The 22,716-nt window shown below is 69.6% G+C and carries 18 protein-coding genes; 10 read left to right on the top strand and 8 right to left on the bottom strand.

Going from position 1 to position 22,716, the window contains the following annotated elements; all coding sequences use genetic code 11:
- Together V5F67_RS12930 and V5F67_RS12925 are read left to right on the top strand one after the other, a co-directional pair.
- Window positions 1–693, top strand: coding sequence for an ABC transporter ATP-binding protein (locus V5F67_RS12930; RefSeq protein WP_394017813.1), 693 nt, complete (start codon window positions 1–3; stop codon window positions 691–693).
- 308 nt (window positions 694–1,001) lie between these two features.
- Window positions 1,002–2,078, top strand: coding sequence for an acyltransferase family protein (locus V5F67_RS12925; protein ID WP_394017457.1), 1,077 nt, complete (start codon window positions 1,002–1,004; stop codon window positions 2,076–2,078).
- An 85-nt stretch (window positions 2,079–2,163) separates the two neighbouring features.
- Here V5F67_RS12925 and V5F67_RS12920 read toward each other — a convergent pair whose 3' ends face one another.
- The 3 genes from V5F67_RS12920 to V5F67_RS12910 all read right to left on the bottom strand — a co-directional run bounded on the left by V5F67_RS12920 (window position 2,164) and on the right by V5F67_RS12910 (window position 4,695).
- Complete coding sequence (locus V5F67_RS12920; RefSeq protein WP_394017458.1) at window positions 2,164–2,514, bottom strand: hypothetical protein; 351 nt, start codon at window positions 2,512–2,514, stop codon at window positions 2,164–2,166.
- A gap of 140 nt (window positions 2,515–2,654) precedes the next feature.
- Window positions 2,655–3,920, bottom strand: a complete 1,266-nt coding sequence (locus V5F67_RS12915; RefSeq protein WP_394017459.1) for an alpha/beta hydrolase — start codon at window positions 3,918–3,920, stop codon at window positions 2,655–2,657.
- A gap of 100 nt (window positions 3,921–4,020) precedes the next feature.
- Window positions 4,021–4,695 (bottom strand): protein-L-isoaspartate(D-aspartate) O-methyltransferase, encoded by a 675-nt coding sequence (locus tag V5F67_RS12910; RefSeq protein ID WP_394017460.1) that lies wholly within the window; start codon window positions 4,693–4,695, stop codon window positions 4,021–4,023.
- Window positions 4,696–4,859: 164 nt separating this feature from the next.
- On the opposite strand from V5F67_RS12910, the gene recG reads away from it, so the two are divergent.
- Both recG and V5F67_RS12900 read left to right on the top strand, forming a co-directional pair.
- Window positions 4,860–6,950: an ATP-dependent DNA helicase RecG gene (gene recG / locus V5F67_RS12905; protein WP_394017461.1), complete on the top strand. Its 2,091-nt coding sequence runs from the start codon at window positions 4,860–4,862 to the stop codon at window positions 6,948–6,950.
- Window positions 6,951–6,984: 34 nt separating this feature from the next.
- Window positions 6,985–7,443, top strand: a complete 459-nt coding sequence (locus V5F67_RS12900) for a DUF454 family protein (RefSeq protein ID WP_509210569.1) — start codon at window positions 6,985–6,987, stop codon at window positions 7,441–7,443.
- Here V5F67_RS12900 and V5F67_RS12895 read toward each other — a convergent pair.
- From V5F67_RS12895 to glmU, 4 genes are all read right to left on the bottom strand, one after another.
- The gene (locus tag V5F67_RS12895; RefSeq protein ID WP_394017463.1) at window positions 7,418–8,335 is read right to left on the bottom strand and encodes a DMT family transporter; all 918 of its coding nucleotides are present in this window, start codon (window positions 8,333–8,335) and stop codon (window positions 7,418–7,420) included. The two genes, V5F67_RS12900 and V5F67_RS12895, sit on opposite strands and share 26 nt — an antisense overlap.
- Window positions 8,336–8,490: 155 nt before the next feature.
- Window positions 8,491–9,711: a GGDEF domain-containing protein gene (locus V5F67_RS12890; protein ID WP_394017464.1), complete on the bottom strand. Its 1,221-nt coding sequence runs from the start codon at window positions 9,709–9,711 to the stop codon at window positions 8,491–8,493.
- A 111-nt stretch (window positions 9,712–9,822) separates the two neighbouring features.
- Window positions 9,823–11,646 carry a glutamine--fructose-6-phosphate transaminase (isomerizing) gene (gene glmS, locus V5F67_RS12885; protein WP_394017465.1) on the bottom strand — a complete coding sequence of 608 codons (1,824 nt, stop codon included), beginning with the start codon at window positions 11,644–11,646 and terminating at the stop codon, window positions 9,823–9,825.
- 136 nt (window positions 11,647–11,782) lie between these two features.
- A complete protein-coding gene (gene glmU, locus V5F67_RS12880; protein ID WP_394017466.1) occupies window positions 11,783–13,135 on the bottom strand; it encodes a bifunctional UDP-N-acetylglucosamine diphosphorylase/glucosamine-1-phosphate N-acetyltransferase GlmU in 1,353 nt (450 codons plus the stop codon).
- 224 nt (window positions 13,136–13,359) lie between these two features.
- Between glmU and V5F67_RS12875 the strand changes: the two genes are divergently transcribed.
- Window positions 13,360–13,782, top strand: a complete 423-nt coding sequence (locus tag V5F67_RS12875) for a hypothetical protein (RefSeq protein WP_394017467.1) — start codon at window positions 13,360–13,362, stop codon at window positions 13,780–13,782.
- On the opposite strand, the gene V5F67_RS12870 is transcribed toward V5F67_RS12875, so the two are convergent.
- Window positions 13,742–15,367, bottom strand: a complete 1,626-nt coding sequence (locus tag V5F67_RS12870) for a glycoside hydrolase family 17 protein (protein ID WP_394017468.1) — start codon at window positions 15,365–15,367, stop codon at window positions 13,742–13,744. The two genes, V5F67_RS12875 and V5F67_RS12870, sit on opposite strands and share 41 nt — an antisense overlap.
- Window positions 15,368–15,661: 294 nt before the next feature.
- Between V5F67_RS12870 and V5F67_RS12865 the strand changes: the two genes are divergently transcribed.
- The 5 genes from V5F67_RS12865 to V5F67_RS12845 all read left to right on the top strand — a co-directional run bounded on the left by V5F67_RS12865 (window position 15,662) and on the right by V5F67_RS12845 (window position 22,596).
- Window positions 15,662–15,997, top strand: coding sequence for a hypothetical protein (locus V5F67_RS12865; RefSeq protein ID WP_394017469.1), 336 nt, complete (start codon window positions 15,662–15,664; stop codon window positions 15,995–15,997).
- 213 nt (window positions 15,998–16,210) lie between these two features.
- The gene (locus V5F67_RS12860; RefSeq protein WP_394017470.1) at window positions 16,211–18,913 is read left to right on the top strand and encodes a glycosyltransferase; all 2,703 of its coding nucleotides are present in this window, start codon (window positions 16,211–16,213) and stop codon (window positions 18,911–18,913) included.
- 90 nt (window positions 18,914–19,003) lie between these two features.
- Window positions 19,004–19,681 (top strand): molybdenum cofactor guanylyltransferase MobA, encoded by a 678-nt coding sequence (mobA, locus tag V5F67_RS12855; RefSeq protein ID WP_394017471.1) that lies wholly within the window; start codon window positions 19,004–19,006, stop codon window positions 19,679–19,681.
- A 124-nt stretch (window positions 19,682–19,805) separates the two neighbouring features.
- A complete protein-coding gene (gene gltA, locus V5F67_RS12850) occupies window positions 19,806–21,113 on the top strand; it encodes a citrate synthase (RefSeq protein ID WP_394017472.1) in 1,308 nt (435 codons plus the stop codon).
- Window positions 21,114–21,342: 229 nt separating this feature from the next.
- Window positions 21,343–22,596 carry a threonine ammonia-lyase gene (locus tag V5F67_RS12845; protein ID WP_394017473.1) on the top strand — a complete coding sequence of 418 codons (1,254 nt, stop codon included), beginning with the start codon at window positions 21,343–21,345 and terminating at the stop codon, window positions 22,594–22,596.
- Window positions 22,597–22,716 lie beyond the last annotated feature (120 nt).

The raw sequence follows: 22,716 nt of genomic DNA, 5'->3' as shown, positions 1-22,716 counted from the left end.
CTGGTGGAGATAGAGGCGCTGGACTGCGGCTATGGCGGGGCGCAGGTGCTGTTCGCCATGGCGCTGCGGGTGATGCCGGGCGAGGTGGTGACGCTCATGGGCCGCAACGGCATGGGCAAGACCACCACCCTGCGCGCCTTGTTCGGCCTGCTGAAGCCCAAGGCCGGCACCATCCGCGTGAAGGGCCGGGACATGACGGGGGCGGCGCCGCACCTCGTCGCCGCGGCCGGCCTCGGATACGTTCCCGAGGGCAGGCAGATCTTCCCCCGCCTCACGGTGGAGGAGAATCTCGTCGCCACCGCCCGGCCCCGGCCGGAGGGCTGGACCCTAAGCCGGGCCTACGGCCTCTTTCCGCGCCTCAGGGAGCGGCGCGGAAATCTCGGCACCGAGCTGTCCGGCGGCGAGCAGCAGATGCTGGCGATCGCCCGCGCGCTGATGACCAATCCCGACCTTCTGGTGCTCGACGAGGCGACCGAAGGCCTCGCCCCCGTCATTCGCGCCGAGATCTGGTCCGCCATCGCGGCGCTTCGGGCGGACGGCCTCGCCATCCTGGTGGTGGACAAGAACCTGGAGGCGCTGCTGCGCATCGCCGAACGGCACGCGGTGATCGAGGGCGGCCGGCTCGCCTGGAGCGGCACCACGGCCGAGCTGAGGGCCGACCGCACGCTGGCGCTGCGCTTCCTGGAGGTCTGAGCCGCCCGTCGCCACGGCTCGGCCCCCGGCCTGTCCGTTCAGGCCGTGGGACGCTGGCGACTTCGGCCTATAATTGCAATGGACCCGCGTCTCGCGCGCCTTGTGCGACCAGATCGGCGGGACTAAGCTTCGATCTAGTCAAGCTTGAAGAGCTCGTCGCCGGGGGGCGCGTGGGCGTTGCGAGCGCTGCCGGCTGGCCAGGAGCGGGGACGAAGCCAGCCAGCGCAGGGCTTTCCGGAGCGTGAAATCCACCGACTCCTGTTCGATGCGTTCGCAGAAACCGCTAGCGCACCGATCAGGGCTGCCCAATGAAGCACTTCGCGGAACTTGAAGGATTGCGGGGCTGGCTGTCGTGCTGGGTGGTGACGGCCCATATCCTGTCGCGAAGCGGCTACCACCCCGAGACCCTGCCATTTCCTCTGGCCCTCATTCGGCAGGGAACGCCGGCCGTCCTGGTGTTCATCATCCTGAGCGGCTTCGTCATCACGCACTTGCTCATGAACTCAAAGCAATCGTATGCTCCGTTCCTGTTTCGCCGGTTCATGCGGCTTTATCCGGTCTTCCTCGTCACCTTGCTGGCCGCGATGTCCCTGCACTGGATGCAGATCGATGTCCTGAAGGCGGTCGCCCCCTATTCGACCGCGGAACGGGCGACCGGACTGATCGAGCAATACCGCAGCACCGAGGACCATTTCTTCGCGCACATGGCCGCGCATCTGCCCATGCTCCATGGCCTCATCGACCAGCGCCTGCTTCCGAACGCGGCTTACGCCTTTCTCGGGACGGCGTGGAGCATCTCGCTGGAATGGCAGTTCTACCTGATCGCGCCGCTTGTGGTGCTCGCGCTCATGAGGCAGCCCGTCATAACGATCGTCTCCCTGGCGGCGGCCGGCTACCTGCTCCGCCACCGCCTGGTTCTCAACGAGGCCTTTCTCATCAATGCCATCGTCTATTTCGCCGTCGGCATCAGCTGGGCGCACTACGTCAACCGCCCATCCAGGATAAATGCGGTGCTGGCCGTATCCATGACGGCCTTTGTCTTCGTGATCGGCTCTCAGGTGGCCATTCTGATCTGGGCGGCCGTCATGGCTCTCATTTTACGACCGGTGCCCCCCCTCAACCGCCTCTTCACCCAGCCGTCGATACAATGGCTCGGCAAGGTGTCCTATTCGACCTATCTCTGGCACATCATCACGCTCGCCGTCGCGCAATGGTGCCTGTTCCAGGTCGTCACCCCGCCGAGCCAGGCCTCGCTGCTGATCGCGACCACCTTCCTGACGGTGCCGCTGACGCTCCTCGTCTCCGACCTCTCCTACCGTTTCATTGAAAAGCCCGGGATCGCCATCGGCAAAAGCGCCACGCGCGCGCCAGCCGCGCAGACCTGAGCCTGTCACGCGACTGACGGCCCGCAGGCGGCGCCTGCTCACGGCTGAGGCCGATCGCCCGGCGGCGCGCCCGCCGGGCGTGGGCCTACCGCACCCACTGGCCGGGCACGAAGTGCCATTCGCCGTTGCGGAACACCCAGCGCGAGCCGGCATAGCGGAAGCCCGGCCGGTTGCGTGTCCAGCGCCCGTCCACCCAGACATAGCGCCGCCCCCGGCTGCTCCAGATCCAGTGCCCCGGCACCCAAACATAGCCGGGACGCGGCGGCGGCAGGCGCTCGTAGCGCGGCAGCGGCGGCGGGGTGAGCGAGGGCGCGGTGGAGCGCTGGCTCGGCGGGCGCCACTGCTGCGCCTCCGCCCGCCCCGTCAGCGCCGCGGCGGCCGACGCCGGCACGGCCGCGGCGAGAAGGGTGTGGAGAAGATGGCGGCGGGAGATCATGGGCGGCCCCTGTTCGGGAAGGTCGGATCGAGGCGGGGCTCGGAGAGCAGAAGCCCCACGCGGTCTGCATCCCAAAATATGGTTGATATCAGCACGTTGCGCAAACAACCGAAGGTTCAGCTTTAGCGCCGGCCCGGCCCTCACTGTCCGGGCGCGGTCGTCATCACGTGCTTGCCGGAGCTTGCCGTGTCGGACGCGGCGTTGCCGAGATTTTCCATGTGCCGGCCGTAATTCTCGCGCGTGTTCGGGTCAACGACCGCCACCGGCGCGGCGATCACGAGGCCGGCGGCCTGCCCCACCGTGGAAGCGGCATTGGTGGTGAACTCGACGATATGCTCGCCGACGCCCACCCGGCTGTCGGTCATGGTCTGCCCCTCGGCGAGGCGGGCGCCGATGGCCTGCACCACCTGCGGGCTGGCGGCGAACTTGCCGTGGGCCAGGGGGTCGTCGGTCTTCAGCTTGGTGAGGTCGAGCACGTTGATCTTGTAGCGCTCGAACTCGGTCCGATAGGGCTCGGTCTCGGGATTGACCTGGCCGATGCGCGGCACGTCGCCCCACACCCGCTTCGAGACCGCCAGCGCCTTGTCGTCCTGCGACACGAACAGCGTGAATTGCGGCCTGGGCTCGCCCAGCTCGCGCATGATGGTGTGAAAGACGTCCACGTCCACGTCGGGGGCGGCGAGCATCACATACTTGATCTTGGGCAGGATGCGGCCGTTGCGGATCGCCATCTGCCGGAGCGCCTCCAGCGTCACCACATTGCCCATGGAGTGCGCGAGGATGGAAATCTCCCCCACCTTCGGGTCCTTGGCCATGAAGGTGAGCATGCGCTCCAGGCTGTCGCGCGAGTAGGAGGTGCTCTCGCGGTCGTAGCCGTAAGCGAGGATCGAGCCGCGCGAGGGCCAGGTGAACAGCACCGGCGTCACGTCGGCGCCGGAGTCATGGACGATCTGGGCGAAGCGGAACACCGCGTCGTCGAAGCGCTGGTTGAAGCCGTGCACGAACACCAGCGCCTGCCGCCCGGGCGTCTTCTGGATGCGGTCGTGGAACCAGGAGACGGCCTGGTCCTGGGTCAGCTCGTCGAGCTTGGTGGTGACGAAGTCGGTGGCGGGATTGCCGGGAACCGCGCGCGGCCATTGCACGTCGCCGACCTTGCGGGCGCCGTCCGGCGGAATGGAGACGGTCACCTCGGCATAGGACGGGTGCCAGCCGCGCTCGCCGGAGAAGATGTCGGGCGTGTCCACGCGCTTGCGCACGGTGGCCACCACCATGTTCACCCGGCTGGTGCCGGGCACGGAATCGGGGACCGGGATCAGGACACCGGATGGCCGGCTGGCGCAGCCGGCGACAAGGCCGGCAACGAGCGCGCAAGCAAGAAGAACCCGCAACTGGCGCAAGACGCGCACGATCCACTCCGAACCCGATGAGACTCGATGCTGGATAGTGCAGCGCAACGGCGTTGCCAATGGCTCAGCGCATGATGATACCTCAGTACCCCAAGTTGCGTCAGAGTGTTGCCGCCGCGCCAGGGACCAGCGGCACGAAACGCGCCTTCATGATCTCGGTCCGGCTCCGCCCCGCCTGTTCCTTGACGTAGCGGACGATGGTCTGCGCCTCGTCCGGCGCGCCGATGGGCATGACGATGATGCCGCCGAGCTTCAGCTGGTCCACCAGGGCCATGGGGATGTCGGGCGCCGAGGCGGTCACCATGATGCGGTCGAAGGGGGCGCGGGCGGGCATGCCGAGAATGCCGTCGCCCACATAGGCGGTCACGTTCTTCAGTCCCAGAACCTCGAACCGGGTCTGCGCCTCCGCGACCAGGGAGCGATAGCGGTCCACCGTCACCACCCGCGCCGCGAGGTGCCCGAGCACGGCCGCCTGGTAGCCGGAGCCGGTTCCCACCTCCAGGACGGTGTGGTCGGCGGTCGCCGCGAGCGCCTCGGTCATGGCGGCGACGAGGCTCGGCTGCGACATGGTCTGGCCGCAGGCGATGGGAAGCGCCACGTCGTCATAGGCATGGCGGCGCAGCGCCGGATCGACGAACAGCGGCCGCGGCACCAGCTCCATGGCGCGCAGCACCGCCACGTCGCGAAGCCCGCGCTGACGCAGGCCGAGGATGAACGCCATCCGCTCGGCCTTCTCGCTGTCCGCGACCTCGCCCTCCGGTCCCATCTGATTCATCACGCTTGTCCATACGCACCGATTACCCCATGGGAAACATAACAGATTTCTCCCGGGTTCAAGTTCCGCCGCAGGTTCGGCTTCGCGCGCCCCCCTCGCGGCGCTTGCGGCGCCCGGTTTCGGCCCTTGCGCCGGCGGGCCGGCTCGGCCACCCTCCCGGCGCCATGCGCCCGGCTGCCCTCGACCCCCTGTTCGCGCCGCTCACAAGCCTCGACGGCATCGGCCCGAAGACCATCCGCCCGTTCGCGCGCCTGCTGGGACGGGAGACGCCGCGGGTGGTGGACCTCCTGTTCCACATGCCCTCCGGCTTCGTCGACCGCCGCGCCCGGCCGACCATCGCCGCCGCGCGGGATGGCGAGGACGTGACGCTGGAAGTGCGCGTCGACGGCCACCAGCCTCCCCCGCAAGGCAGCCGCGCGCCGCACCGCACGTTCGTCTCCGATGCGAGCGGCGACCTCGTGGTGGTGCATTTCAAGGCCGATCCCGCCCGCATCGCCCACATGCTGCCCGAGGGCGCGACGCGCTGGCTGTGCGGGAAGATCGAGCGCTATGACGGCCTGCGGCAGATGGTGCATCCCGATCGCGTGCTCGACGCCGCCGGGCTCGCCCGCCTCCCCCCGGTGGAGCAGATCTATCCGCTGGTGGAAGGGCTTCACGCCGGGCATCTGCGACGCGCCATGGCGGCGGCGCTCGGGCGGGTGCCCGACCTCGCCGAATGGCTCCCCAGCGTCTCGCCGGGCAGCGGCCTGCCCTCCTTCAGGGAGGCGCTGGAGCGCCTGCACCGGCCGCAGAGCCCGGCGGACGCGCAGCCGACCGGCCTGCCCTGGCGCCGTCTCGCGCTCGACGAGCTGCTCGCGCACCAGATGAGCCTTGCGCTCGCCCGCGCGCGCGAGATCAAGGCCGGCGGACGCGCGACGGCGGGCGACGGGCGCATCGCGGCGCGCATCCGCGCCGCCTTGCCCTTCACCCTGACGGGCGCGCAGGAGGCGGCGCTCGCCGCCATCGCCGCAGATCTGGCCGCCCCCACCCGCATGCTGCGCCTGATCCAGGGCGACGTGGGCTCCGGCAAGACGGTGGTGGCGCTGCTCGCCGCCGCCATCGCCCTGGAGGCCGGACGGCAGGCGGCCATCATGGCGCCCACGGAGATCCTGGCGCGCCAGCATCTGGAGACCATCGCCCCGCTCGCCGCGGCTGCCGGGATTCCGGTCGCGCTCCTCACCGGCCGGGAGAAGGGGCGCGCCCGCGCCGAGATTCTCGCCGGCCTCGCCGAGGGGCGGACCGGCCTGGTCGTGGGAACCCATGCCCTGATCCAGGACGACGTCGCCTTCGCCGACCTCGCTTTGGCCGTGGTGGACGAGCAGCACCGGTTCGGCGTCGAGCAGCGCCTCGCGCTCGCGCGCAAGGGCGAGGCCGTGGACATGCTGGTGATGACGGCGACGCCGATCCCGCGCACCCTGGTGCTCACCTTGTTCGGCGACATGGAGGCGAGCGAGCTGCGCGAGAAGCCGCCCGGCCGGCAGGAGATCGACACCCGCGCCGTCCCCCTCGACCGGCTCGACGAGGTGGTGGAGGCGGTCGGCCGCGCCATGGCCTCGGGCGCCCGCGCCTACTGGATCTGCCCCCTGGTGGAGGAGACCGACACCTCGGACCTCGCCGCCGCCACCGAGCGCTTCGAGGCGCTCAAGGCCCGCTTCGGGGGCAAGGTCGACCTGGTCCACGGCCGCATGTCCGGCGCCGCGAAGGATGCGGCCATGGCGCGATTCGCCGCCGGCGAGACGCAGCTTCTCATCGCCACGACGGTGGTGGAGGTGGGCGTCAACGTGCCCGAGGCCACCATCATGGTGATCGAGCATGCCGAGCGCTTCGGCCTCGCCCAGCTGCACCAGCTGCGCGGGCGCGTGGGACGCGGCGACAAGCCGTCCACCTGCCTGCTGCTCTACCGCGCGCCGCTGGGCGAGACCGCCAAGGCGCGCCTCGCCATCCTGCGCGAGAGCCAGGACGGGTTCCGCATCGCCGAGGAGGACCTGAGGCTGCGCGGTGAGGGCGACGTGCTCGGCACCCGCCAGAGCGGCATGCCGGGGTTCCGCATCGCCCGGCTCGACGTGCATTCCGCCGACATGGAGACCGCCCGCCGCCTCGCCGCCACCCTGGTCCGGCAGGACCCCGATTTGACCGCGCCGGTTGCGGACGGGCTGCGCACCCTGCTCTATCTGCATGAGCGCGACGCGGCCATGCGCCTGCTCGGCGCGGGATGAGGCGGCAGAGAACGTGAACGCCAGGGACCCGAAGATGCCTGCCAAGGCGCAGCCCGACCCGCATTCGCCAGCAGCGCGCGGGGAAGAGGCCACCACAACGGTGAGCGCGACCCGGCGCTGGTTCGCGCGCGAGGCCCTCTATCGCCGGATGCTGTTCGCGGCCGGCTGCCTGTTCCTGGTGGTGGGCGCCATCGGCATGGTGGTGCCCATGCTGCCGGGAACGGTGTTCCTGATCCTCGCCGCCTGGTGCTTCGCCCGCTCCTCGCCGCGCTTCGAGGCGTGGCTACTCGCCCACCCCTATCTCGGGCCGAGCGTCGCCCGCTGGAAGGCCACCGGCGCCATCCCGCCGGTGGCCAAGGCGCTCGCCATGTCCAGCTTCATCGGCACGCTGACGGGCGCCTGGTATTTCGGCGCGCCGCGCATCCTGCTGATCGTCCTCGCCACCCTGTTCGCCGTGCTCGCGGTGTTCATGCTGACGCGGCCGAACCGCTGATCCGCTGGGGCAGCGTCATCGCCGCGACCCCGGCGATGACGCAGGCGAGGCCGATCCACGCGGTCGGCGACAGGCTCTCGCCCAGGAACACGACGCCGACGGCCACGCCGATGGGCACGCGCAGATAGGCCTGCGCGGTCGCCCCCACCGATCCCAGCGTGCGCAGCAGGCGGAAATAGATCACGAAGGCGATCGCGGTGGAGAACACCGAGAGCGCAAGCAGCGCCAGGACGGAATCGCGGGACGGCGACAAGGTCCAGGGACGGTCGAGCAGAAGGCTCGCCGGCACCAGCACCACCGCCCCGCAGATCATCGACCCGGCGGCTGGCACCATGGAATCGAGCCCGCGGAAGCCCTTGCCAAAGATGGCGGAGACGCCGTAGCAGGCCGCCGCCCCGACCAGCGCCAGCTCGCTCCAGAACTGGACGCCGATGCCCTTCAGCGCACCGGTCCCGATCACCAGGGCGGTCCCCGCGAGCCCGGCCGCCACGCCGAACAGCTTGCGCGCCGTCACCACTTCGTGGCGCGTCACGAGGGCGGTGATGAGGAAGGCGAAGATGGGCGAGGTCGAGTTTAGGATCGCCGCCATCCCGGCATCGGTCGTCTGCTCCGCGTAGGCGATCAGGGCGTAGGGGATGACGCTGTTGATGGCGGCCTGGACCATGAAGCGGCGCCACATGGCGTGGTCGCGCGGCATGGCGAGGCCGCGCCAGCGCAGCAGCACCAGCAGGATGGCGCCAGCGATCAGCGTGCGCGCGGCGATCAGGGTCACCGGCGGGATGGTGTGGACCCCGACCTTGATGAAGGTGAAGGAAGATCCCCACAGCGTGGCGAGGAGAAGCAGCAGGAACAGCTCCCGCGCGATATGCGGCTTGTCCGGCGTGGCGGTCATGGCGCCCGATTTCCGATTCGAGTGTGTCCGCCGTTCATAGCGCGGTTCGGTCGCCGGCGCGTCTGGAGCACGCGCCATTCGGCCTGCGCCGCAAGCCGAGCGGAAAGCGCGTTCTCTTTCCATAAAGCGAGGGGCGATTCACTGGTCGGCTCGTTTCAATTTGATCGGGCCGCGCTCTCGCCGCCCTCTCCGTCCCGCACGGCGAGATCCTGGCTTGCGACCAGGATGGGCGCCTCGTGATGGATGCAGACCCGGTTGCGGCCGGAACGCTTGGCGTCATAGAGCGCCGCATCCGCCCGCTCCAGCGCGGTGGACAGCCGCTCCGCCGGGCCGACCGCGGCGACGCCGATGCTGACCGTCAGCGGCGGCACGCCCGCGTCGCGGCTGGAAAGCACCGCCTGGCGGATCGCCTCGGCCTGGTGGCGGGCCATCTCCCGCGTCGCGCGGTCGAGCAGCACGGCGAACTCCTCGCCCCCGACCCGGCCCAGGACCGCTGACTGAGGCGTCACATCGGCCAATGTCGTCGCCAGCGCGCGGATCGCCCGGTCGCCCGCGGCATGGCCGAGGGTGTCGTTGATGTTCTTGAAGTGGTCGATGTCGATCAGCAGCAGAGCGGCGGGGATGCCCTTGCCGCGGCCCTGCTCCAGCAGGCGCGCCGCGCGGATCTCGAAGCCGCGGCGGTTGAGGATGCCCGCCAGCGCATCGGTCTCGGCGGCGCGCTGGCTGTCCCGGAACACCGCCAGGGTGGCGTTGATGAGCAGCGCGAGGCCGGTCGCGACCAGGAGAATGGCGGTGCTCACCTGGGACAGCAGCGCATAGGTGGACCGGATGTAGTGCCCGGGCGTCGGCCCGGTGCCGAGCATGGCGGCCACCACCGCCTTGATGGGGAAATGCACGGTGATGAGCGCGAACAGCGCCGCCAGGACCAGATCGTTGGCCTGCCGCGGGCTGCCCTTGAGCACCATCCAGGTGCTGGCGGCAGAGGCCAGCATGAACGGCAGCTGGTAGGTCAGGGTGTAGGCGAGCGTGTTGCGATCCATGCGGTTCAGCGCGTAGGCGGCGATGAAGGTCGCGACCGCCACCGCCGCGATCACGCGCCAGGGAATCGGCTGCCGATAGAACACGGCGAGCCCCGGAACCATCAACAGCAGGCCGCTGGCGAAGCCGAAGAACACCATGGCGCCGAACGGCCGCGACCAGTCGGTGTAGGAGAGCCCGAGCATGCCGATCGGCGTCAGCATGCCGACGAAATAGCTCGCCGCGAACCACACCGCCGCGCGCTGCGAACGATGGAGCACGGCGATCGCCACGTAGCTCGCCCCAAACAGCGCCGCGAGGGCGATGTTCATGACGATGGGCAGCGTGGCGGCGGGCATGGCGCGGCCTTGGCTCCTTGGCGCGAAAAGCGGCTACAGGCGAAACATTCGGTACCAAACGCGGCCCGCGATCCCTCAGGATGGCGCGCCGCGGCACGACCCCGGCGGCCGCTATTCCACCGTCACGGATTTCGCCAGGTTGCGCGGCTGGTCGACGTCGGTGCCCATGATGACGGCCGTATGGTAGGCGATGAGCTGCACCGGGATCGAATAGACCATCGGGCACACGGTCGCCGGCATCTCCGGCAGGATCAGCTTCTGCACCGCGTCCACATGGGCCTCGTCCGCGCCCTTGGGATCGGTGACGAGGATGATCTTGCCGCCGCGCGCCGCCACCTCCTCCATGTTGGAGACGGTCTTGTCGAAGATGCGGTCGTGAGGGGCGATCACCACCACCGGCATGGTCTCGTCGATGAGCGCGATGGGGCCGTGCTTGAGCTCGCCGCCGGCATAGCCCTCGGCGTGGATGTAGGAGATTTCCTTCAGCTTCAGCGCCCCTTCGAGCGCCAGCGGGAAATTGGTGCCGCGGCCGAGATAGAGCACGTCCTGCGCCTTGGCGAGGGTGCGCGAGAGCACCTCGATCTCGGGCGAGAGCTTCAGCGCCTCGGTCATCAGGCGCGGCACCTCCATGAAGGCGCGCACCAGCCGGTGCTCGTCGTCCTGCGAGAGCAGGCCCTTGGCCCGGCCGATGGCGACCGAGAGGCAGGCGAGCGTCGCCAGCTGGCAGGTGAACGCCTTGGTGGAGGCGACGCCGATCTCCGGACCGGCAAGGATCGGCAGCACCGCGTCCGCCTCGCGGGCGATGGTGGAGGTGGGCACGTTCACCACCGCCAGCACCTTCTGCCCGCACTCCTTGGCGTAGCGCAGGGACGCCAGCGTGTCCGCCGTCTCGCCCGACTGGGAGATGACGATGGTGAGCCCGCCAGGGGTCAGCGGCGTCTCGCGGTAGCGGAACTCGGAGGCGATGTCAGTGGAGACCGGCACGCGGGCGAAGCGTTCCAGCCAGTATTCCGCGACCGCCCCGGCATAGAGCGCGGTGCCGCAGGCGGTGATGGAGATGTGCTGGATCTGCGCAAGGTCGAAGGGCAGCTCCGGCAGCGACACGGTCTCGGCCGCAAGGTCGAGATAGTGCGAGAAGGTGTGGGCGATCACCTCCGGCTGCTCGTAGATCTCCTTGGCCATGAAGTGGCGGTGGTTGCCCTTGTCCACCAGCAGCGCGCCCGCCGGCACCTTCTGGATCGGCCGCTCGACGATGCGGCCGGTCTCGTCGCGGATCTCCACGCCTTCGCGGGTCAGCACCGCCCAGTCGCCCTCCTCCAGATAGGAGATGCGGTCGGTGAACGGGCCAAGGGCGATGGCGTCCGAGCCGAGGAACATCTCGCCGTCGCCGTAGCCGATGGCGAGCGGCGAGCCGCGCCGGGCGGCGATCATCAGGTCGGCCTCGCCGTCGAACAGGAAGCCGAGGGCGAACGCGCCCTTGAGCCGCGGCAGCACCGCCGCCACCGCCGCCACCGGGCCCTTGCCGGCCAGCAGCTGCCGGTCCACCAGCTGGGCCACGATCTCGGTATCGGTGTCGCTCTTAAAGGCGACGCCCTCGGCTTCCAGCTGGGCCTTCAGCTCGCGGAAATTCTCGATGATGCCGTTGTGAACCACGGCGACGCGCTTGGTGGCGTGGGGATGGGCGTTGCGCTCGGAGGGCTTTCCGTGCGTGGCCCAGCGGGTGTGGCCGATGCCGGAATGCCCGCCCATGGGATGCTTGTCGAGCTTGTGCTCCAGGTTCTTCAGCTTGCCCTCGGCGCGGCACACCTCCAGATGGCCGTGCTCAAGGGTGGCGACGCCGGCCGAGTCGTAGCCGCGATATTCGAGGCGGCGCAGGGATTCGACCACCTTCTCCGCCACCGCGCTCTTGCCCAGAATGCCGACGATGCCGCACATGCCGTCCTGCTCCCCCGATGGTCGAAGCGCCTGCCGCCCCGCAGGCCTCATCCCTCATGATGCAACGCAAACGCGAATGCTGCCTCTCTAGCGCGAAGCGGCGCCGAGGGCGCATCACTTCGCCTTTCCGTTCCTGTCACGACCCGGCCTTGTCCTTGGCGCGGCGCGCGCGGAAAGCCTTGGCCCAGCCCTCCTTCACCACCTGCCGCGCGCGGGCGACCGCCAGCGCGTCCTCCGGCACGTCCTCGGTGATGACCGCGCCCGTGCCCACATAGGCGCCCTTGCCGATGCGCACCGGCGCGACGAGGGCGGAGTTCACGCCGATGAAGGCGCCCTCCCCGATCTCGGTCCGGTACTTGGAAAAGCCGTCATAGTTGCAGGTGATGGTGCCCGCGCCGAGATTGGCGCCCGCACCCACATGGGCATCGCCCACATAGGACAGATGGTTGACCTTGGCGCCGCTTTCAATGTGGGAAGCCTTGGTCTCCACGAAGTTGCCGATGCGCACGCCGGCATCGAGCCGGGTGCCCGGCCGCAGGCGGGCGTAGGGGCCGATGGTGACGCCCGCTTCCAGCACCGCGCCCTCCAGGTGGCAGAAGGAATGGATCACCACGTCGTCGCCGACGCGCACGCCGGGCCCGAACACCACGTGGGGCTCCACCAGCACGTCGCGGCCGAGCACCGTGTCGGCGGAGAAGAAGACGGTCTCCGGCGCGATCAGCGTCGCCCCGCCGATCATGGCGGCGCGGCGCAGGCGGGCCTGGAGGATCGCCTCCGCCTCGGCCAGCTGCACCCGGCTGTTGACGCCGGCCACCTCCTCCACCGGCGCCTCGATGGCGACCGCCGGCAGGCCGTCGGCCCGGACCAGCTCCACCGCGTCGGTGAGATAGTATTCGCCCTTGGCGTTGGCGTTGCCGATGCGCTCCAGCAGCGCCAGCGCCCCCTTGCCCGAAAGCGCCATCAGGCCGGCATTGCAGAAGGCGATGGCGCGCTCGGCGGCGCTCGCGTCCTTCTCCTCGCGGATGGCGAGGAGCGCGGCGCCCTCGGTGACGAGGCGGCCATAGCCGGTCGGATCGTCGGGCCGGAAGCCGAGCACGGCGACGCCGGCCCCGGCGGCGAGCGGGGCGCGCAGGCGGGCGAGGGTCTCGGCCCTGACCAGCGGCGTGTCGGCATAGAGCACCAGCACGTCGTCCGCCCCCTCCTCCAGCGCCTTGCGGGCGGCGAGCACGGCATGGGCGGTGCCGAGCCGCTCGCGCTGCACGAACACCTGGGCGCCGGGCGAGACCCGGTGCGCCTCGGCGGCGACGTCGTCACGGTCGGGGCCGATCACCACCGCGGTGCGAGTGGCGCCCGCGGCGGCGGTGGCGGCGAGCACGTGGTGCAGCATGGTTCGCCCCGCCACCTTGTGCAGCACCTTGGGCGTCCTGGAGGCCATGCGCGTGCCTTCCCCGGCCGCGAGCACGATGACGAGCAGGCTGCGATCACCCATGAACCTTCCCCCTGGACGCCGAGCCCGGCCATCCCCTCGCCCGGCGCGCAATCATCGCGGGCGCAGAATCGCGGCGCGAACGGCTGCGCCGGGGACAATCCCTTAGTGCGTTTTCGCGCGAAGTGGAAACCGCTTCGCGCGCCCCGGCCCCGGCGGTCCTCTGGACCGGGTCCGGCAGCCGGCGTAAGAGGCTCTCACCTGAGGTCGGCACCAGCGGACGGACCATGAGCGACATCGGCACCACGGATCAGGGACGCGTCGAGGCCGGCGGAAGCACGCTGTTCCGCCCCGGTCCCCGCACGCTCAACTGGCTGATCCCGCTCGGCATGGGCACCGTGGGATGGGCGCTCTATATCCGCTATCTGGTGCTGGAGCCGGCGCTGGTGCGGCTTGCCTGCGAGGCCGGGCTGGAGAGCGCCCAATGCTACACCCGCACGGCGGTGCTCGCGCTCTACAACTGGGACGTGTTCGGCGCCATCGCGCTGGCCGCGGCCGCGGTGCAGCTCATCCGCCCCAGCCTGCCGGCCTTCGCCGTGGCGCTCGCGTTCTCGGGACTGGCGCTGGTGTTCCACAACGAGCTCGCCGGCGCGCTCGCCGCCATGGCGCTCATGCTGTCCTTTGCACGGCCTGGACCCGCCACACCGTAAGCGCGACGGCAAGGCACAGCCCGCCGAACCACAGGGCTTGCCAGTTGGAGAGCGTCTCGTTCAGCGGGATGTAGATCGCAGCCGCCAGGAAGGCGTAGCGGGCGATCTGCTCGGTGGCCGACAATCCGGTGCGCGCGGGCCGCAGCAGCAGCGCCAGAACCAGGATGCCGAGCGCCGGCCCGGTGAGCACGAAGTCCGGAAAATCCTTGTAGCGCGGGTTGAACACCAGCTCGAGCGCAGCGACGCCCACGGCCGTCACCGTCGCGGCGAGGACCAGGGCGGCCACAACGGCCGGCGCCCGACCTCGCTCCCGGCGCGCGGGATCGAGCAGGTGCGAGACTGGAACCAGCCCCTGCCCGCGACCCACGAGCCAAGGCAGCGCCAGCGCGCAGGCGAGCGCCAGCGCGAAGAAGGCGCCGTTGCGCAGCCAACCGAACAGGCCGAGGCTTTCCAGCGGCAGGTTCGCCGCCGCCTGCCCGAGCGTCGCGCCCGACGCAAGTGCGAGCGCCCCCACGACGGCCCAGTCGAGCGGGCCCATGGGTGCCGCGCGTTCGGCATGACGGGTGCCGACGAAGGCCGCCCCATGAGCCGCCGCCACGACCAGCACGCCGATCAGGATATTCACCGGCCAGAACGGGAAATTGGACACCGGCGCGCCCCAGGTGAATTTCGGCGCGCGCGCATAGGCGTCGAGCAGTCCCCAATGGCCGCCGACCGTGCCCTCGCTGCGCCGCTTCCAGGGCTGGTCGAACGCCTCGATGAAATTGACCCGGTAGTTCTGCCGCTTGGCCATCGCCAGGAGGTCGTGCAGCACCAGCGCCTGGTTCGCGGGCGAGGGCAGCGCCTCCTCCCGCATGCGCCCGGCGCTCGGCCAGCCGGTTTCGCCGATCAGGAGTTCCTTGCCGGGAAACGCGTCGGCCATCTCGTTACGGATCTGCGCGACATGCGGGCCGGCCTCGGCGGCGGAGACCGGCAGGTCCTCCCAATAAGGCAGGATGTGGATGGTCACGAAATCCACGTCCGCCGAAAGGCCCTTGTTGCGCTCCCAGAACTCCCACACGTCGGCGTAAGTGACGGGAATGGGCGCCACCTTTGAGCGCACATATTTCAGCGTGTCCGACAGTTCCATCGGCGACATCTCGCCGCGCAGGAGCACTTCGTTGCCCACGACCAGGGCCTTGATGACGTCGCGGTTCTCGTTGGCGATGCGGATGCTCTCTTCCAGCTCCTGCCGGTTGCGCTCGGGATCGGCGCTCAGCCAGACCCCCATGAGCAGATCGAGCCCGTGCTTGCGCGCCAGCGCCGGCGCCTTGTCGAGCCCGGCCTCTATGGAATAGGTGCGCACGCAGCCCGTGAGCTTCGACAGGCGGGCGAAATCCTCGTCGATCTGCGCCTCGGGAATGGCGAGCGGCCGGTCGAACGGCGATTGCCCGTCGCGGAACGGGGCATAGGAGACGCAGGGCAGCTTCTCCCCCGCCGCCAGCGGCGACGGCGGCATCTCCACCTTCTGCCCGACGAAGGCCCAGAGCGCGGCGACGAGCGCGCTGACGACCAGAGCGGAAGCGATCGGCATTCGCAGGGACAAGGGGGAATACTCCCGGGCGGGACCAGACACGCCACATAGAGGTTTCCCCCGCCGGTGTGAAGCTGCGGGCGGGCGCGGGAGGCGGGTCCGACAAAAGATCGACGGCGCGGTCGTCATGCTGACAAAATCGCCACCATCTCCTAGGGTGTCGTCGCGGATCGCCGCTCCCTTCCGATGAAAATGGCCGACATGCACAGCTTTCGCCTTTCGCTCCTCGCGGGCGCAGTCCTTCTCGCTTGCCTCAACCCTGTCGCAGCCCAGACCCAGGGCAACGACCAGAAGCCCGCCCAAGAGATGACAGCCGAGCAGAAGGCGGCCCAGGAGGCGCAGCGCCGCTCGGTGGAGGAATTCAACGAGGCGGCCAAGCTGCCCGGCACCGCCGGCCTGCCCGAATGCGTGTGGACCGGCCGCCGCATCGCCGCCCTCCTGTGGCGGGATGACGTGGACACCGCCAAGCGCCACATCGAGATCTACGAGCGCTTCGGCTGCCCCACCGAGCACCTGAAGCTGGCGTTCCGGTGCCTCGTGCGGCAGGGAAATCTCGACCAGAAGGCCCAGGCCAACCTCAACAGCAGGGTCCACCAGTGCTGGGTTAACCCTGATTTCATTGCCGCACCTGCGCAGCAATGACATCATGCGGCGGACGCACGCTTGTCGAACGGCCGCCACACTCCCCATTTATCTCCTTATTCGAGAGTGTTAGTCTCTCGGTGCGGTGCAACGGAAAGACGCACGGCCGACCGCGGGGGCAGGTCGAAAGGGTGCCCCAGTTATGTCTTCCGGAACCTGCCGCCTTAAGCCAGCGTTCGGGTTCTAACTTCCCCTTCATGGGTGGGCATCGCCATGCGTCCCGGACTTGCTGCTGCGGCAGCGATCATTGCGGTTGTGACCTCGTTCCATGCCGCGATGTGGCTTTCCTTGCGTCCCGAGGCGGACGCTCCGAACCTGACGGAGCGCTTCCGCAGCCTGTCCTTCGCTCCCTTCAGCCGGCACATGAGCCCGGAGGGCGAGGCACCGACCAATGCGGACCAGATCCGCGCGGACGTGAAGGCGGTCGCGCCCTATACCCGTGCCGTCCGCACCTATTCCTCCACCCACGGCAAGGAGCTGATCGCCCCCATCGCCGGTGAGCAGGGCATCCGCGTGACCGCGGGCGCCTGGCTCAACCGCGAGATCGACAAGAACGGCGTGATCGACCCCAAGGCCAAGGCCGGCAACGACAAGGAGCTCGCCAACGTCGTCGAGGTGGCGCGGCGCAACCGCAACGTGGATGCGGTCGTGGTCGGCAACGAGACGATGCTTCGCGGCGACATGAAGGAAGGCGAGCTCGCCGAGCTGATCCGCAAGGTGAAGCGCCAGGTCAACGTGCCCGTCACCACGGGCGAGATCTGGAACACGTGGCTCGAGACGCCCGAGCTCGCCTCGTCGGTGGACTTCATCTACGCCCATATCCTGCCCTACTGGGAGGACGTGCCGGCCGACCAGGTCGTGGACTACACCATCAGCGCCTACAACCGCCTGCGCGCCGCCTATCCCGGCAAGCGCATCGTCGTCGGCGAGTTCGGCTGGCCCTCCCACGGCTACAATCGCGGCGCCTCGGTGCCCGATCCCATGTGGCAGGCCAAGATCATCCGCGATTTCGTGGCCCGCGCCGACGCGCTCGGCATCGAGTACAACATCATCGAGGCGTTCGACCTGCCCAAGAAGCAGAACGAAGGCTCGGTGGGCCAGTACTGGGGCATGTTCGACGCCGACCGGAACCTGAAGTTCCCGCTCACCGGCCCGATCTTCGAGACCACCTACAACCAGACCGCCATCCTGGCGCTGCTGCTCGGCGTGCTGTTCGCCCTGCCGCTGCTGCGCATGCGCGATCTGACGGCCTCGCAGGGCGCCGTGCTCGCGGGCGCCGCCAACGGCGTCGCCGCGTGGCTGGCGCTGGTGGTGGACTACTGGATGAACCACTACGTCATGGGCGGCGACTACATCACCCTGGCGCTCAGCGTGGTGATGCTGGTGCCCCTGGTGTTCGTGCTGCTCTACCGCGTCGAGGAGCTGGCGGCGGTGGTGTTCGGGCGCGGCCCGGCCCGGCTGGTCGAGGCGCAGAAGCCCGCCCTCCCCTCGCGCTTCCCCAAGGTCTCCATCCACGTGCCCGCCTATCGCGAGCCGCCGGAGATGCTGAAGCAGACCATCGACGCGCTGGCCCGGCTCGAATATCCGAACTTCGAGGCCATCATCATCGTCAACAACACGCCGGACCCGGCGATGGTGGAGCCGGTGCGCGCCCATTGCGCGCTGCTGGGCGAGCGCTTCAAGTTCATCAACGCCGAGAAGGTGTCGGGCTTCAAGGCCGGCGCCCTGCGCATCGCCCTGGAGGCGACCGCGCCCGACGCCGAGATCATTGGCGTGATCGACGCCGACTATGCGGTGACGCCCGACTGGCTGAAGGACCTCGTGCCGGTGTTCGACGACCCCACCGTCGGCCTCGTCCAGGCGCCGCAGGATCACCGCGACGGCGCCAAGAGCCCGCTCCACGAGGCGATGAACGCCGAATATGCCGGCTTCTTCGACATCGGCATGGTCCAGCGCAACGAGGACGACGCCATCGTCGTCCACGGCACCATGTGCCTGATCCGGCGCGCCGCCATGATGGAGGCGGGCAACTGGTCGTCCGACACCATCTGCGAGGACACCGATCTCGGCCTCACCATCGCCGAGAACGGCTGGAAGACCCACTACACCCGCAAGCGCTATGGCTACGGCCTGCTCCCGGACACCTTCGAGGCGTTCAAGAAGCAGCGTCACCGCTGGGCCTATGGCGGCTTCCAGATCATCAAGAAGCACTGGCGCCGGTTCCTGCCGAACCATTCGCGCCTGACCACGGCCCAGAAGCGCCACTTCGTGCTCGGCTGGATCTCGTGGCTCGGCTCGGAATCGGTGGGCGCCTTCATGGCCCTGGCCTCGCTCGCCTTCGTGCCGTTCGTGCTGCTGTTCGGCGTCTCGGTGCCGGCCTACGTGCTGACCCTGCCGATCGTCGCCACCTTCCTGGTGTACGCGCTGCACTTCGTGAGCCTCTACAAGATGCGCGTCGCCACCACGCCCATGCGCATGCTGGGCGCGGCGATCGCGGCGAGCGCCGTGCAGTTCACGGTGGCGAAGGCGGTGCTGGACGGGTTCCGCTACAAGGACCTCGCCTTCGCCCGCACCGCCAAGGGCAACAACTGGCTCGCCGGCGCGGCCCGCTCCTTCCCGGCGCTGCCGGAGGCGACCATCGGCGGCCTGCTGCTGCTCGCCGGCATCGCCCTCGTGCTGCTCAACAACATGCCGGGCGTGGCGCTCACCAAGAACGACTGGCGCCATATCCGCGAGATCAACTTCTACGGCATCGCGCTGATGGTGCAGAGCCTGCCCTTTGTGGCGGCGGCTGTGATCGGCGCCTTCGAGACCTCGCGGCTGAACGACTTCGCCACCTGGCGGGCGCTCGGCACCAAGGTCGCCGCGCTGCCGCGCCGGCTGGGCCTCGCCGCCCCGCCCGCCGTGGCGGAGTGAGGCCGGACCGAAGACCGCGGCGCACGCCTGCGCCGCCTCCCTCTCCTGGAACGCCCGGCCCTCGCGCCGGGCGTTCTGCTATGGTGCCCCATGCCCGGCCGCACCCAGCCCCCCTCTCCTGCCCCGAACCCGGAGCCGTCCGCGACGCCGGCACCGCCGGTGATCGGCCTGATCCTCGCCGGCGGCCTCGGCACGCGCATGGGCGCTCCGGCCTTGGGCGCTGCAGCCAAGCCCATGGTGCTCCTCGGCGGCCGCCCCCTGGCGGCTCATGTGGCCGAGCGCCTGCGCCCGCAGGTCGCCCGCCTCTATGTGGCCGGCAACGACGCCGAGGCGCTCGCCCCGCTCGGCCTGCCGGTGCTGCCGGACGCCTTCCCCGGCCGGCCGGGCCCGCTCGCCGGCGTGCTCGCCGGGCTCGACCGGGTCGCCGCGGAGGCGCCCGAGGGCCTGCTCCTGACCGCGCCCGCCGACACGCCGTTTCTGCCGGGCGACCTCACGGCGCGCCTCGCCGCCGGGCTGCCCGCCGGAGGCGGACCGGCCTGCGCCGCCTCGTTCGGCCGCCGCCATCCGGTGATCGCCCTGTGGCCGGTTGCAGCCCGCGATCGCCTGCGTCTCCTGCTGGAGGCCGGGGAACGCCGGGTCGGTTTCGTGATCGAGCTGCTGGGCGGCGCAGCAATCGCCTGGAATCCGGCGGGAAACGATCCGTTCTACAATGTGAACTCGCCGCAAGAGCTTGAAATCGCTCAATCTCGCCTTGCTGCCCGATCCTGAACCATGGTCACGCTTGCGGCAGGAATGGGGAGGGTTTAGGACTGCGATGAGGCGACTTCGCATGCGCGAACGCCGCCGCGGGGCTCACACAGGGGCGCCAGTCCGCCCTAAGGATGAGGAAGCCATGGACGCCACCAATACCGGGGCCAAGGCAGCAACGCTGACCGTGGGGGACAAGAGCTGGGATCTGCCGATCCACGGGGGGACCATCGGTCCGGACGTGGTGGATATCGCCAAGCTCTATGGGCAGACCGGGATGTTCACCTACGATCCCGGCTTCACCTCCACGGCCTCGTGCGAGAGCAAGATCACCTATATCGACGGCGACGAGGGCGTGCTGCTCTATCGCGGCTATCCCATCGAGCAGCTGGCCGAGAACGGCGACTTCCTGGAGACCTGCTATCTCCTGCTCTACGGCGAGCTGCCCACCGCCGCGCAGAAGGCGGACTTCGACTATTCCGTGACCCGTCACACGATGGTTCACGAGCAGATGACGCGCTTCTTCCAGGGCTTCCGCCGCGACGCCCATCCGATGGCGATCATGGTGGCCTCGGTCGGCGCGCTCTCGGCCTTCTACCACGACTCGACCGACATCTCGGACCCGCAGCAGCGCCTCATCGCCTCGATCCGGATGATCGCGAAGATGCCGACGCTGGCGGCGATGGCCTACAAATATTCCATCGGCCAGCCGTTCGTGTATCCCAAGAACGATCTCGACTATACGTCGAACTTCCTCCGCATGTGCTTCGCCGTGCCCTGCGAGGAGTACAAGGTCAGTCCCATCCTTTCCAAGGCCATGGACAAGATCTTCATCCTCCATGCCGACCATGAGCAGAACGCGTCCACCTCCACGGTGCGGCTCGCCGGCTCGTCGGGCGCCAATCCCTTCGCCTGCATCGCAGCCGGCATCGCCTGCCTGTGGGGCCCCGCCCACGGCGGCGCCAACGAGGCGGCGCTGCGGATGCTGATGGAGATCGGCCACGTCGACCGCATCCCGGAATACATCAACCGGGCCAAGGACAAGAACGATCCCTTCCGCCTCATGGGCTTCGGCCACCGGGTCTACAAGAACTACGACCCGCGCGCGAAGATCATGCAGCAGACCTGCCACGAGGTGCTCGGCGAGCTCGGCATCAAGGACGATCCGCTGCTGGACGTCGCCATCGAGCTGGAGCGCATCGCCCTGCACGACGACTACTTCATCGAGAAGAAGCTGTACCCGAACATCGACTTCTATTCGGGCATCACGCTCAAGGCGATGGGCTTCCCCACCACCATGTTCACCGTGCTGTTCGCGCTCGCGCGCACGGTCGGCTGGATCGGCCAGTGGAAGGAGATGATCGAGGACCCGAGCCAGCGCATCGGCCGTCCCCGCCAGCTCTACACCGGCGCCGCCCTGCGCGAGTACATCCCCATGTCCAAGCGCCGCTGAGCGCGCACAGGACGGGAACCGACACGGGCGCGGCCTTCGGGCCGCGCCCTTTTCTTTTCTCCCGGTTCCTTTCTCCCCGGTGCCGTCCGGAACCGCTCCAAGATGCGGCGCCCGGGCCAGGTTCCGCCCCCGCCCCCATGGACAATCGCCGCGCTTTCCTCCTCAGATGACCGCCCGCCCGCGCGGGAACGAAGGCTGTCCCGCGAGGCAGCTCCCACGAGGAACGCCCATGCCCCTGAAAGCCCCCGCCGATGCCGGCCTGCCGGTGACCCTCGCGGACGTGGAGGCGGCACGCCCGCTGCTCGCCGGCGCCATCCTGCGCACGCCGACGCTGCGGGCGCCGCGCCTGTCCGCCCTCACCGGGGCCGAGGTATGGGTGAAGTATGAGAATTTCCAGGTCACCGCCTCGTTCAAGGAGCGCGGCGCGCTGGTGAAGCTCGCGCGCCTGTCGCCCGAGGAGGCGCGGCGCGGCGTCGTCGCCATGTCGGCCGGAAACCACGCCCAGGCGGTGGCCTGCCACGGCACCAGGCTCGGCATCTCCACCACCATCGTCATGCCGGAGACCACGCCGCAGGTGAAGGTGATGGCCACCGAGGCGTTCGGCGCCCAGGTGGTCCTGTTCGGCGACACGGTGGCGGATGCCCAAGGCGAGGCCGAGCGCATCGCGCGCGAGGAAGGCCGCATCCTGGTCCATCCCTATGACGACCGGGACGTGATCGCCGGCCAGGGCTCCATCGGCCTGGAGATGATCGAGGACGGCCCGGACTTCGACGCGGTGCTGGCCCCCATCGGCGGCGGCGGCCTCGCCTCCGGGGTCGCCCTCGCCTTCGCCGGCCGCTCGCCGCAGACCGAGGTCGTCGGCGTCGAGGCAGCGCTCTACCCGGCCATGTGGACCGCGCTCACCGGCATCGCCCGCCCCTGCGGCGGCCCGACGCTCGCCGAGGGCATCGCAGTCCACAATGTGGGCACGCTGACCCAGACCATCATCCGCGCTTTGGTGCCGAGCATCGTGCTGGTGGACGAAACCGCGCTGGAGCGCGCGGTGAACGCCTTCCTCACCAACCAGAAGACGCTCGCCGAGGGCGCCGGCGCGGCGGGGCTCGCCGCGCTCCTCACCGAGCCGGAGCGGTTCGCGGGCCGGACCGTGGGCCTGATCCTGTGCGGCGGCAACATCGACCCGCGCATGCTCGCCAGCATCCTCCTGCGCGAGCTGGAGCGCGAGGAACGCATCGTCTCGTTCCGCCTCACCATCCTCGACCGCCCCGGCATGCTGGGGCGCATCGCGACGCTGCTCGGCAAGCTCGGCGCCAACATCCTGGAGGTGCACCACCGCCGCACCTTCCTCGACGTGCCGGCCAAGGGCACGCGGCTCGACCTCACGGTGGAGACCCGCGACCAGGCCCATGCCCAGGCCATCGAGGCGGCGCTGGAGGCGGAGGGGCTGCCGGTGCAGCGGCTCGGCGCCGGCGGCATCGACTGGTAGCCGCCCGGCCCGCCTGTCCCTGCCGTCCGCCCCCCCCGCCGTGAGCCCCCTGCCATGAGCCCTTGCGCTTGCAGGCGCGGCTCCCCACGTTCCCGTTATGGCCCAATGCCGGGCCGAGGA

Origin of the sequence: Xanthobacter pseudotagetidis, assembly GCF_043194795.2 — a bacterium.
In the GTDB taxonomy this organism is placed as follows: domain Bacteria; phylum Pseudomonadota; class Alphaproteobacteria; order Rhizobiales; family Xanthobacteraceae; genus Xanthobacter; species Xanthobacter tagetidis_A.
Note: the sequence above shows the minus strand (reverse complement) of the source record. Positions and strands in the feature narration are given on the sequence as shown.